The organism is Spirosoma aureum (assembly GCF_011604685.1).
GTDB lineage: Bacteria > Bacteroidota > Bacteroidia > Cytophagales > Spirosomataceae > Spirosoma > Spirosoma aureum.
In genome coordinates this window covers 4,203,302-4,216,324 of the sequence record NZ_CP050063.1, presented here as the reverse complement: position 1 = coordinate 4,216,324, position 13,023 = coordinate 4,203,302, and the positions used below count along the sequence as shown (strand labels likewise).

The following is a 13,023-nucleotide window of genomic DNA, read 5'->3' as shown; positions in this document are numbered from 1 at the left end:
TACGGTTTCAGCTACCTTACGCAGTCTGCCCACGTGTTAAAAACCTGGGGTATACCCGCTGTAGGCCAGTGCCCCCAGAGTTCCGTGCGAAAGCTGGCGTAACTAGTATCCGTACCCAGCCAAAAAGGGGAGTTACTGGCTAAAGCCAGCCAAAGAAGCGATCGATTCATCACCTCAAAGACCATCTCACGATCAGGAATGCCAATTTGAACATGACAGTCTAAAATGAGCTGTTCTCTGGTCAGTTGCTAGAAATCGGTTTATAGCGTTGTTTGGGTGTCAGTTGTTGATCCTGCCAGTATGAGAATGGCTGGGTACTTACTGCCACGATGCGGCTATTGGCGCTTCGGGCGGCCGCAATGACATGCCACCGCAAATGCTGCAGTTCAGTACGTACCTACTTGATCGTTGAGCAAATCGAGGTGCCAGTTTAAATCTGGGACAGGTAAAGTTCCTTAGTCACCTGATCGCCTAGGATTAACTGGGCTTTCCGAAGAATCGATTGAGCTCTTGAGCGGAGCTGACGAGTTTAGGGATCAAAAATCTGATATTTTGCTTCAACGCCCATGGTAAAGGCTTCACTGGACAGGGTCATAGCTATAGGTTTTAGGAATAAAAATTTCTTTATTATCGGCTGCTTACACACCAACTAGCCAGGCCGCGCCCCTTTTTAAATATACTTCTATTTGCGGAAAGTTGTAACAGCTTCCTGATAGATACGTACACCCGGTATCTCCCGTACGCCATGGGCAATATCGGCTTTGATAGCTGCTTCGTCCAGAGTCCAGTAGCCATTGGGTATCTGATTGTGATCGACAATCTCATAAGTCCACTTCATCTGTACACCCTTAGGCTTATCAATGATGGCGACTTCTGGCGTCAACCAATTGGTCTGCCCCGACTCCGAGTGAACTACCTGTTGAGCCGCCTGAGCCTGTTGGTGCTCCCGTATTCGTAACATCTCCCGGTTGTAGTGCTCGACGGCATCTTTCAGGGGTTGCATAGCCGCCAGTATGGGAGCGGTCATCTGCTTTTCGATTTCCATCCAGTCGTGTTTCTGCTTGTCAAGTTCACGGGTAATCTTAAGCCGTTCTGCGGTTACCAGCTTAATGAGATCATGACCTTGAGCGACGTGCTTGACAAGTGCTTCCTGTTGTTCGGCAGAACCGCAGACGGCAGGCTGCCGATGCAAAAAAGCGACGTAGTCGGCCAGGGTATTTTGAAGCAATTGCCGACCACCTTCATCAGTCAGCGAGAGTGCCGTATTGGGTTTGATTTGGATATCCATACCCCTACAAGCAATTTAGTGGAACAAATGTTAGCTACGTCATTACTACAGGTCGGTTTTATTTAAGGAAACTGTCAACCTGACACCAGGTAAGCTTTAATTCATTGAGGATAGTTGAACCTCTTTTGTGGGTTTTATAGACTCGGCGACTGCACATTCAATCAATTTAAGGATTGTCAATTCTCGCTTTGTATCCTTGATGCCAATGGCATGAGAAAACCCAGCTTTGAACGCTGATCTGGTGGAGGATTCAATAAGGCAAAAAGAGTTCAGTAAAAGCTAATAGTAGAAGGGTTGCTACAGTCGAAAACGAAAGAGTCGCTATTTTGGGCCGAGCAGCAGGGGTATGACTCAATCACTTAAATGGGTTTACTGATCTTGTCTGGGAAGTAGATAGAGGGGAAGAGGGGAATAAATCCATAGTAGAAACCAGCCTCTCAGTCACGGAACTCCGACTAGTCGATTGTTAGGGGTAGTTTGAGCGTGCGAGCTCAGCATCGTTATTAACTGCAAGCCATTGATTATTGATATAAGTGGCATGATTACCGGTCAATCCTATTGGAAAAGGCAAGGGTGTGATCGGTCAAACCAACTACAAGTGGATGTGACCTGATAACCGGCAGGAATGAGGGAAAAAACTTGGCTCCTGGCCAGACCAAAAGTAGCACTACGCTTCAGCATTCCTTTTTTCCGTCCCATGGCCTTCTATATTTTCATCATCCTTTCCTTGCCCCAACTTTGGCATCGGAAAAACGACTGATGAGTCATCAACAAGTTTGGAACCGTAAACAATATATAGAACCATGAACGCTTCATCGATGTACCAAAAACAAGTGGCTGTGCTAACGATCATGTCGGGCCTGTTGGCCATGGCCTGCTTAATCCTGCTGGGAATTGCACTTGCCGATAATCCCGACGCCTACGACGACCCGATGCAACTACTGAGAATGACCAACCTGAACGTACCGTTGGTTCGTTGGTCTATGCTCACCGATTTATTGGGCTATTATCTGCTGCTGTTGCCCTGCATTTATTTTCTCCGCCCCTACCTGCGCGAACAAACCCCCTGGGCTGATCTGATTACGTATTGCGGCTCAGCCTATGTTATGGTTGGTGCTATAGGAGCGGTGGTGATGGCCGAAGTCGTATGTCCGTTACTTAGGCAATACGCCACTGCTTCAACCACGCAGCAGGCGCACCTCCAGATTACCTTCCAAACCCTGAACAGGATCGTCTATAATGGGTTGTGGAATCTGCTGGAAACCCTGCTGGCGGGCGTGTGGTGGACCATGACGGGTGCTGTGTTGCGGACGTGGCATAAATATATCGGCTGGGTTACGATGATACTTGGCCTTTTCACCAGTTTCGACGCGCTAGGCAATCTTTTAGGCAGGCCTCTGCTTGCAGCCATCGGCCTGAATGTATATCTTATTCTGGCCCCCGTTTGGGCCATCTGGCTAGGGGTTCTGTTCTGGAAAAGGACCCGACTTATTCCTACATCCAGCCAATCGAAACTGGCTGTTGTCTGATAAAAGGATTGTCAAATGGGCAGTTAGGGTATATCTTCGTTGGTCCTAATCCTCTCTGCCTCTGATGAAACAGTGGTTTATGCTGAAACGCGACGTTTGGCTGGGCACTTACCGACTTTAATGAGGCTGGTAGCTTTCAGGAAGAAACGGAATTAGTCATGAGCTTTCAAAGCCCAAACGCTTCCACTCAATTTATCACTACCCAGACCATAACCATTCCGTCAACCGCTTTACTAAATCAGCGGCTACGAATATGGGTTGTGTTTGACCTGGGCTCCTTTCCTCCCACAGCGTGTTATTTACCCGGTGATCCGGTAATAGGGGCTGGGGGAAGTGGAAGACTATGGCCTTGAGATCGTCCCCCTCAGCTGCCAAACTATTCAACCGGGGTTATGGTCAGATGCGTCAATATAGCCATGTGCCATGTAACCACTTTGACTGATATTTTCCAACTTGGCCATTTGATCACGATTTTAGAGAACTATGAAGCGAATGCGATAAAACTTGTATATGGAACATCCACCCGTTTGCACAATCAACCCGGATCTCGACTAGAGGTAAGTAAATAGCGAAAACCCAATGACAGGCAGTGCAAGATCATGTTGAGTAATCAATCGATTAAAGGAAGTCTTGACTAATACTATTCGAAGGGCTTGTCGATTATAGAACAACAAAAATCGTTTTTTACTGTCGCAGATTAATCAAGATGAATTTGCCGTTCGCCTACTGGATGTCCAGAAAGGCTGAGCATATAAATTATTGTTCGTCTTCATCACCGTTAACAATTAAAACAGTTAGTGTTTTCAGGAGAGAGCATAGTATGAAATAGTGCGTTACGGAATAGGGCAATGGTATTGATCTAGCCATAAACCTATCATTCATTCTTTATCTCATGGGTTAGTACTTATTTAGCCCCATCATAATTGATAAAAAACTAATCGTTGCAAAAGCAGTTAGTAACTCATTGTCTAACTACTTAGTTTACAAAGTTGGCCCCAGAAGTAGGTTATGCATTTATAGAGTTCTACTCAACTATCCATGAAGTACACTATTCTAGTAGTCGATGATGACGACGATGATTTCCTCATGTTATCCAGCCTGATCAATCAGTGCCAACAAGATGTCTCCCTGCTCTATGTCCAGAATGGACTGGAAGCCACCCAAAAGCTGATCGAGGGTCTACAGCCTAACCTGATTCTGGTTGATGTGCAGATGCCCCTGATGGACGGCTATGAGTTAGTGCAGTGGCTCATGAACTCCGAAGCCTGGCGTCATATACCCGTCGTGATCTGGACAGGTGAAATCTCGGATAGGGAAGTGACCCGTTATTACCGGGCCGGGGCCAATGCGTTAATGTTAAAGCGCGACGCGTTACAGGATGTGGAAGCATTCTGTAAGTATTGGTTAAAGCTGGTTCAGCTACCTCAACTCGTTTGGCAGGAGCCAGGATGACCCCTCGCGTTGATCTCGCTCATCCTTTGGCTTGTGATTTCCAGTTAGTGGAGTAGTTCACCCAGCTCTGGCCAGTCACTTCTGCACAAAGAAGTCTTTTGATACTCTACACATTAGTGGTCGACGAGCTGGTAGCTATGACAACTACGGGCCGACATACGCTTGCAGGTCAATACCACTCTGGAACATCAGCAAGTGAAGACTTCTAAAGCCATTGTTCCATAAATTAGGGGCAGTGAGACGCCTGGCTCCAAGCTTGAGCCGGACCTTTGGTATTTAAATAATAGAGCGTGACGAACGTATATTCAGATTGGCACGTTCCTATAAGATTACCAGCAAAACAAATAACTACATGAATATCAAAGAGATCAATCAACTCGAAAAAGGCAATAAGGTCAAACACTCGCTTTACGGCACATGTACTGTTGATGGCGTGATCAGGGGATATGGCCCGTTGTTGCTTGCCGACACGATCGCTGGGCGTATTTTGCTTAGTAAGGATTCCAGAACACCCACTGGAACATCAGTAGTTGAGCCTTTGTTTCATTTATTAACCCGAATGACGCTGCCTACTTCGGTCAGTCAATCCGATAATCCCAATCCATTAACGGGAACATTACCCAGATTCTAATGCTGGATCAGGAAGCAGCCAAAGCTCATTTTGACTACCATGACACAAGCGCAATATGACTGGCTCGTTATTGACAGCAAAGTCAAACATAGCTGCCTACTCTTTACCGATGCATCAATTCCTTTGCATCAAATTGGCTTATTCATTCCCAGTCGTGCCTTTACCCTAAAGCAACTGAAAGTCTATCTGATGGGCTTCGGGCTGATCGAGGCAGATATTGTGCTGATACCAATCCATAAACACCCCAGAAATGCTCCCTTTGGCGGCTATGTGGTCATGATTCCACTGCCCAAGCTTTAATTAAACAACGGATTTGTTTTCCAATCGTATGTGGTTGCCGATTAAACCCGTGGGATAGTGACTGCCTAGTCGAGTATACCTTTAACAAACAAGTGTTAGGCGAAAAAGCGGAGGAGAAATGGGTTGTTTATTGGAGAATTACCAGGTGAAGTCCCTTGAATAGGGAGTAAATAGTATAGAAAATAGATCCAGATCAGAACCTATATGTATAAAATTAATGAAATTGGATCACCAAAGTTACCCTTTTGGCTATCAATTCTACCAATTAGCCAGTGCACCTATGGACGAAGATACGGGTATCAGGGTAAGGTAATAGGTAGCTTTTCAATCTGTTTGCGGCTGTTTGCCGTTGATTTATTATAAAGTGTAAATCGAAATACAGTCAGTAAAAAGTGGTGGAACAGAACTGCAATTCTGCAATGTAAGCACTGACAATTGCCTGGTTTTTACCGATCAACTGCACGAACTTCCCCGTCAAAAAAGTTTCTACCCGATCAGGATATTCATCGAAGCCAGAAGGATTGCAAGTAAAGTAAATTAAGCATTGGTCATTCGATGTATTTGGAATTATCAACTTTCTCACCTTTAAACAAGTCATCAGGATGGCTCAGGTATTCCCATTTTATTGCCTTCAAGAGTTAGTCTATTAAACGAATGACTTTGATTTGGATTATGAAGCCCTGAAGGGTACTGAATGGAATACTGATCCGACAGGGTGAAATTAGTGGGTTTCATCGAGATTATAGGGGGATTGGCCCAATCTGGCAACCGGTCAGACTGATTGAATGCAAACAGGTATTCTTAGGACAATGTAGTAACTAGTCGGTTGGGAGATGAACAGAGCGTACGCAACTGATTCCGCATTTGATGGAATACGAACATTAGTAAGGATATGCACTGGGTTTACCTGAGTCATCCAACTCGCCGATTGAAGTGGTAGTCTGACGTTTAATTAGTTTATGGAGTTCTACTGCCCAGAATGTAAGACTTGAAACGGCTAGCGTTATTCCTAATTCAGAGGCCGATAAAGGCTGGGTGCTGAAGAGGTTATTGAAAAAAGGCATGTAGATGATAAGTAATTGAAGGACTATCGATACTCCAATGGCCCCAAGCATGGGTTTGTTAGAAAATAGCCCAAGGCTAAAAACCGACGTTTGACGCGAACGGATCGCCAGAGCGTTACCCAATTGACTGAAACAGAGCACTGTAAAGGTCATCGTTTGCCAATGTCCAATACCCGCGTAGATCGACCAGGCTTCAATGCCGATGGTAGTAGCCCCAATCAGTAAACCGACCCAAAGGATGAACCAGGCTAGTCCATCGGCAAAAATGGTTTGTCTGGGATCGATGGGTGGTCGTTTCATACTATTCCTTTCAGAGGGTTCGTAGGCCAGGGCCAAACCGGGAAGACCGTCGGTTAGCAGATTGATCCACAGAATATGAATAGCTAGTAGCGGGATGGGTAAACCGAAAAAAGGCGCTAAAAAGATCGCCCAGATTTCGCCCGCATTGCCGGACATGATATACCTGATAAATTTCAGGATGTTATCAAAGATGCGTCGCCCGTGTTTCACCGCTTTGATAATGGTCGCGAAGTTGTCGTCCAACAGAATCATGTGCGCGGCTTCTTTGGCTACTTCCGTGCCCGTGATGCCCATCGCGATACCAATATCTGCGTTTTTAAGGGCAGGCGCGTCATTTACACCATCGCCGGTCATGGCCACAAACTGATGCCGGGCTTGTAACGCGCTAATGATCCGTAGCTTCTGTTCAGGATCGACCCGCGCATATACCCGCACCTTCTCCACAATGGCGTCGAATGCTGACTCATCCAACTTAGACAGTTCCGGCCCGGTCAGCACCAAATCATCAATTGACGAAATAATACCCAGTGTTTGGGCGATGGACTTGGCCGTTAGTTTATGATCGCCGGTGATCATCACAGGAATAATGCCGGCAGCTTTGCATTCCGCCACAGCTTGCCGTGCTTCGTCGCGGGGCGGGTCGATGAGTCCGGCAAACCCAATAAACAGCAAGCCTGATTCTATCGTCGCGGGCGTTATCGTCTGGGGTAGTTCGGGTAGCCATTTACCCGCATAGCCCAACATACGATAGCCTTGTTCAGCCATCGAGTCGACGCGCTGTCGTAAATCGGGAATGCTGGATTGCTGGCTGGCATCGAGTTGATCAAACAATACCCCAACCGCTCCTTTGGTTAAACAAAGGACACCGTTCGGGGTTTGATGTAACGTCGTCATGCACTTTCGTTGTGAGTCGAAAGGGAGTTCGGCAATGCGTGGAAATTGAGTTTCGAGTGTAACCCGCTCGTATTCCTGACTAGAAGCATACTGAACTAGCGCTACTTCCGTAGAGTCACCAAGCCAGTTATCATCTTTATCGGTTACGACATCATTGTTGAGGGCCATTGCAACTAGTAGTGCGTTGCTCGTTTCTAAAACAGGTAAGGCAAACATCGGCGATTCGTATATTTCCTGCACCCTCATTTTGTTGAGTGTCAGGGTACCCGTTTTGTCGGTGCAGACATAAGTGACCGATCCCAGCGTTTCCACCGCTGGTAGTTTACGAATCAGCGCATGGCTTTTTACCAATCGTTTTGCGCCCAGCGCCAGTGCAATGGTTACCACTGCCGGAAGTGCCTCAGGAATGGCGGCAACGGCCAGCGAAATGGAAACCAGCAACAAATTCAGAATTGGCTCGCCCCGCAACCAGCCAACACCAAAAAAAATAACACAGAGTACCAAAACCGCTACCGACAAGCCCTTGCCAAATACGGCCAGTCGTTTCTGAAGGGGCGTTATGGTTTCTTCTGTTTGAATCAGGGTGGCAATCCGACCTAGTTCGGTGTTCATGCCAGTAGCAACGACATAGGCGGATGCTCGCCCATTGGTTACAAATGTCCCTTTATAGCCCATGTTCAGACGGTCTCCGAGCGGATAATCCCCTTCGGGTAGCGTGTCCGCTGTTTTCTCAACATTAGTTGATTCCCCCGTCAATGACGATTCATCGACTTTAAGTGAGTGAGTTTCGATAAACCGAACATCGGCAGGTATAATATTCCCTGCTTCCAGCAACGTAACATCACCGGGCACCAGTTCGGACGTTTCCACCCTGGTGGTTCGATTATTCCGTAACACCTGTGCCTGGTGAGTGGCCATTTTTTTGAGGGCATCCATGGCCTTGTCAGCCCGATACTCCTGAATAAATCCGATAATGGCGTTGAGGATAATAATGGTAAGAATAACGTACGTGGATTTTAATTCGCCCACCAGGCCCGAAATTAGGGCAGCTGCGATGAGCACCAGAATCATCACATCCGTCAATTGATGCAGCAGAATCTGCCAGACCGTTTTCTTTTTGGCGTCCTCAATCTGATTTTTGCCGTATTCCGTCAACCGCTGTCTGGCCGTTTCGAGAGTAAGTCCCGTCGGTGAGGTCTTCAGTGAGCGGGCTACCTCGGAAACCGGTACTACGTAGTAATCCATAAACGAATCGGTCAGTAAATAGGAAATTGGTATTCAGTAAGTCCGTTTGAAATTATGGAAAGCCGAAGACAATGTTATCATCGCGGGCGGGCGTAGTATTCTGAGGAACAGAACCGATGGCGATTTACACTCGTATTGTTCTATCACAATACATAGACAAAAATAAAAGCCGTAAAGCCATTCCAGCACTTAGCCAGTACCTTCCTATTTGTCTCACGTGCCATTCAGGTTTTTTTGATTCCGTATACCAACTAAAACAGCAAACGCCTAACAAACTGACTTACAGTTAATTAGGCGTTCTGATAGTACCGGGAGCCGGACTCGAACCGGCATGTCCTTGCAGACAATGGTGTTTGAGACCATCGCGTCTACCGATTCCGCCATCCCGGCGACAGAATCGTCTCCGTTTCCAGAGATGCGTTTGTCAAACGTGGGTGCAAAAGTAAGGAGAAAGCTGTAACGGCAAAAGGGTGCTACGAATATTTTTCATTTATTAGCACTTATTCATACCGAAGCGCTTCAATAGGGTCGAGTTTCGATGCCCGTACGGCCGGATAAATACCGGCAAACAGGCCTACCGTTACACAGACTAGTATGCCAAGGGCCATCCATGCCCACGGAACCACGAAACTACCTTCGCCCCCGCTAATGAGCATGGCAATCAGATTGCCAATACCAAGTCCCAAAACAATACCACCCAGACCGCCAAGAATACAGATAACAATGGCTTCAATCAGGAATTGCTCACGAATGCGTTTCGGAGTAGCGCCGAGTGATTTCCGGATACCAATTTCCCGAGTACGTTCGGTAACAGATACGAGCATAATATTGAGCAGGGCAATAGAAGCTCCGAGTAAGGTTATGAACCCAATCCCGAATCCTCCCATGCGAAGATACCCGGTGATGTTTTCGGTTTCTTTAGCTAGATCATCGGCGCGCTCTACCTCAAACGAATCCTGTTGTCCTAACTGGTCTCGCCGAATTTGACGCATCACGCCACGGGCTTCGCCAACGGCTTCGTCCTGATCCGCAACCGTAGGTACAGAGGCTGTAATGTTAAACGTTTGTCGTTGGGTACCGGCCATCGCTCGGGCATTATCTAATGGAATAAGCACAATGCGGTCTTCATCTCCACCCGTAAGACCGCCTTTTTTGGCCAGCACGCCCACAACTTTATACTGGTTACCAGCTACCCGAATGACCTGATTGACTGGATCTAGTTTTTTCTCAAATAAGGTATTGGCTACTTCGCTTCCTAAAATGGCCACATTAAGCGCATAAGTAAGGTCGTTTTCTGTAAAATTTCGACCACTCTGTAGCGTGAATCCTTTTACCGGAATATATGCGCCATCTCCTCCTATTACCTGTACATTCGGATTTGTTTTTTTCGAGCCAAACTTAGCCTGAGCGGCCCCGGCTGCTACCGTTGAGAGGGCAATGGTTGCCCCATACGGGAATCGTTGTTTAAATTGAACAGCATCATGATAATCAATCGGTTCATCCTGTTTCTGGACTCTCCCACCCCGCCGAAATGCATCCTGACGAGCAACAATACTAAATGTGTTGGCACCCAGACCCGCAAAACTACTGGCTACGGAATTCTGTATTCCATCAATAGCCGTCAGAATACCAACCAGCGATGTAATTCCGATGGCGATAATGAGCGAGGTCAGTATGGTACGAAGCCGATTGCCCGCAATCGAACGCAGCCCTTCGCGAATATTTTCGATAAAATTCATTTGCCGATGAGGGAATGGACGAACAGGTGACTGAGCAATTGGCAGACTATAAGTTTAATGTCCCAATCGTTCATTCACAATTAATTTTCTGCACAAAATTTGCTTATCTTTCGTTATCACAAAACTACCATTAGCATTCTTAACGGGGAAACCAATGAAACGGCTGCTGTTACCGCTTATCCTAATTTTGATACTGACGGGTCATGTATGGGCCTCTAAGATCCTGATTCCAATGGATGACTCCCAGAAGAATCACCTTAAAGCGTATGGCATTGCGTATTGGGTGCTAAAAACGCACGATACCGAAATAGACTGGCTGCTCAACTACCGTGGTGGTTCGTTCCTGATGCCCCAAAGCCAGGCCTTTATCAACGAAATGGTGATTAGGGGCGTTAGCTATGAAGTTATTTCTGATGCTCAATCTGCCCAGATTCTGTCAGAAATTGCTGCGGCCGATGCCAATATGGACGCGGTAAAGTTGCAAAAACCGCCCAAAGTAGCGGTCTATTCCCCAAAAACGAAACAACCCTGGGATGATGCCGTAACGATGGTCATGACCTACGCCGAGATTCCCTATGACATTGTTTTTGATGAGGAAGTAATGAATGGCAAATTACCTGAATATGACTGGCTGCACCTGCACCACGAAGATTTTACGGGGCAATACGGCAAATTTTTCCACTTCAAGGATCAACCCTGGTACATTGCTCAAAAGCAGGAAGCCGAAAGCATCTCACGTAAGTTTGGTTTTACAAAAGTACCCCAGCTAAAGCGGGCCGTTACCCAGAAAATTCGCGATTTTGTGCTTGGTGGAGGCTACCTTTTCGCCATGTGTAACGCTACCGATACGTATGATATAGCGCTGGCGTCTCAAAATACAGACATTGTCGATGCATTCTACGACGGCGATCCAGCAGACCCCAATGCAAATAGCAAACTGGATTATAGTCAGACATTTGCCTTCCGGAACTTCCAGGTGTATACCAATCCATACCTGATCGAGTTCTCGAATATTGATAACCAGCCCGAAGAACGGGGTCTGAGCGAACACAATGATTATTTCACGCTGTTTCAGTTCTCAGCGAAGTACGACCCTATTCCAACGATGCTTACTCAGAACCATCTGAACGTCATTAAAGGGTTTATGGGACAAACAACGGCATTCAAGAAAAATTTGATCAAGCCTGAAGTGGTCATCATGGCCGAAAATCGCTCGGCGGGCGAGGCTCGATACATCCATAGCCCCTACGGTCGCGGGTTCTTTACCTTCTACGGCGGTCATGACCCGGAAGACTATCGGCACGAAATCGGGGAAGAGCCAACAGATCTCAATTTACATCCCAATTCGGCGGGTTATCGGCTGATTTTGAATAATATTCTCTTCCCGGCAGCGAAAAAGAAGAAGCAAAAAACCTAGCAATTAAGCAAAAAGGCGAGCCGTTGCTCGCCTTTTTGCTTAATTGCTAAACCATTCTTCCACCATTTCTGATCGGCCCTTACTTTCCAGTTTTCGCTCCAGGTCATCCGGGATTTTAGGAAAGAAATCAAGGCCCGTCAATTGCTCAATCTGGTCTACCGGAACTACAAACTGCTTTAATGAACTATTGGAGGACTCATTATCGAGCAAAAACCCAATCATGCGAATGTCTGGCTTGTTGCAGTATAAAATAACCTTGTAAAATTTCTGGGGAACGCTTACTTCATTCGCTTTTCCGATTGTCGGCAAACCGGGCTTGAGTACTGGACCGGTCACTACATAAAGCCCATTGTCGCGCCGGGCCCATATTCGGATCAGATTTTCAAGATCACTCCAGATGCCCCGGTTAAACTCGGGAGCCTGGGGTGTGATGTTGCTCATAAAGAATGTTTCGCGCATCATTCGCTGTGAAAACTTAAAATCAGCAGCTGGGGCCAAATGCCCCCGATCATAACCGGAACGCGTATAGTCGGATGGCAGAGCGGTTCCATTCCTGACTTCAGGATCAGGTCTGAACTGCTCATTTTTACGATCGGCATCACCGGTTGTTTCATAGTCCAGCAACGGATAGGCTACCCATTCCGGATCTTTGTATTCGTCGCGATAGCTTAACGTGTAACCCTCATGCCGGATCAGTTCAGCATCCGACGATTTAGAAACAGGCAGTAAAAAATCGACCTGCTTTTCGAAATCGAAGCGCACGGTTTTAGACGCCCGATTCGTTTCGGACGAGCTACTATTGTTGTTATCACTCGCTTCACTTTCAGTCGATGAAGGCGATTGGTCATCCGTGGCAACGTCCGGGTTAGGTTCCGGAGCTTTATAAGGATTAGACCCTTCTTTTTCCGAATGCGAGCGTCCCAGGCCAATAATTTCCCGGACATCATTCCAGAATGCAACAACGGGTTTTGTTTTACCACCATAGTGAAGAAACAAACCGATCAGGAAAAACACGAATAGAAGCCCAAGGGTATTGCCCCGTAGTCGAAATCCCTGTCGTGAATAGTTTTTAGTATTAAATCGAGGCTTGAAAAACATAACTGTAAAACTACTGAGTTTGACTATAACCCGGTTGTCAGTCGGCAAGAATTAGTCAGGTGCATA

Annotated in this window: 10 protein-coding genes and 1 tRNA gene; 5 read left to right on the top strand and 6 right to left on the bottom strand. The window is 46.7% G+C overall.

What is annotated here, in order from left to right; all coding sequences use genetic code 11:
* Nucleotides 1-11: 11 nt before the first annotated feature.
* Both G8759_RS36425 and G8759_RS16645 read right to left on the bottom strand, forming a co-directional pair.
* A complete protein-coding gene (locus G8759_RS36425; RefSeq protein ID WP_394353314.1) occupies nucleotides 12-185 on the bottom strand; it encodes a glutamate-cysteine ligase family protein in 174 nt (57 codons plus the stop codon).
* 497 nt (nucleotides 186-682) lie between these two features.
* Nucleotides 683-1,288, bottom strand: a complete 606-nt coding sequence (locus tag G8759_RS16645) for a hypothetical protein (RefSeq protein WP_167209861.1) — start codon at nucleotides 1,286-1,288, stop codon at nucleotides 683-685.
* Nucleotides 1,289-2,091: 803 nt separating this feature from the next.
* Here G8759_RS16645 and G8759_RS16640 point away from each other — a divergent pair.
* The 4 genes from G8759_RS16640 (at nucleotide 2,092) to G8759_RS16625 (ending at nucleotide 5,200) form a co-directional block, all read left to right on the top strand.
* Nucleotides 2,092-2,817 (top strand): DUF4386 family protein, encoded by a 726-nt coding sequence (locus G8759_RS16640; protein ID WP_167209858.1) that lies wholly within the window; start codon nucleotides 2,092-2,094, stop codon nucleotides 2,815-2,817.
* 1,038 nt (nucleotides 2,818-3,855) lie between these two features.
* A complete protein-coding gene (locus G8759_RS16635; protein ID WP_167209856.1) occupies nucleotides 3,856-4,269 on the top strand; it encodes a response regulator in 414 nt (137 codons plus the stop codon).
* 352 nt (nucleotides 4,270-4,621) lie between these two features.
* Nucleotides 4,622-4,900 (top strand): hypothetical protein, encoded by a 279-nt coding sequence (locus tag G8759_RS16630; protein ID WP_167209854.1) that lies wholly within the window; start codon nucleotides 4,622-4,624, stop codon nucleotides 4,898-4,900.
* A 39-nt stretch (nucleotides 4,901-4,939) separates the two neighbouring features.
* Nucleotides 4,940-5,200, top strand: coding sequence for a hypothetical protein (locus G8759_RS16625; RefSeq protein WP_167209852.1), 261 nt, complete (start codon nucleotides 4,940-4,942; stop codon nucleotides 5,198-5,200).
* A gap of 881 nt (nucleotides 5,201-6,081) precedes the next feature.
* On the opposite strand, the gene G8759_RS16620 is transcribed toward G8759_RS16625, so the two are convergent.
* The 3 genes from G8759_RS16620 to G8759_RS16610 all read right to left on the bottom strand — a co-directional run bounded on the left by G8759_RS16620 (nucleotide 6,082) and on the right by G8759_RS16610 (nucleotide 10,442).
* Nucleotides 6,082-8,703 (bottom strand): cation-translocating P-type ATPase, encoded by a 2,622-nt coding sequence (locus G8759_RS16620; protein ID WP_167209850.1) that lies wholly within the window; start codon nucleotides 8,701-8,703, stop codon nucleotides 6,082-6,084.
* 306 nt (nucleotides 8,704-9,009) lie between these two features.
* Nucleotides 9,010-9,093, bottom strand: a tRNA-Leu gene (locus G8759_RS16615).
* Between the two features lie 110 nt (nucleotides 9,094-9,203).
* Nucleotides 9,204-10,442, bottom strand: a complete 1,239-nt coding sequence (locus tag G8759_RS16610; protein WP_167209848.1) for an ABC transporter permease — start codon at nucleotides 10,440-10,442, stop codon at nucleotides 9,204-9,206.
* Between the two features lie 154 nt (nucleotides 10,443-10,596).
* Between G8759_RS16610 and G8759_RS16605 the strand changes: the two genes are divergently transcribed.
* Complete coding sequence (locus G8759_RS16605) at nucleotides 10,597-11,859, top strand: asparagine synthetase B (RefSeq protein WP_162385044.1); 1,263 nt, start codon at nucleotides 10,597-10,599, stop codon at nucleotides 11,857-11,859.
* Nucleotides 11,860-11,898: 39 nt separating this feature from the next.
* On the opposite strand, the gene G8759_RS16600 is transcribed toward G8759_RS16605, so the two are convergent.
* Complete coding sequence (locus tag G8759_RS16600) at nucleotides 11,899-12,957, bottom strand: DNA/RNA non-specific endonuclease (RefSeq protein WP_167209846.1); 1,059 nt, start codon at nucleotides 12,955-12,957, stop codon at nucleotides 11,899-11,901.
* Nucleotides 12,958-13,023 lie beyond the last annotated feature (66 nt).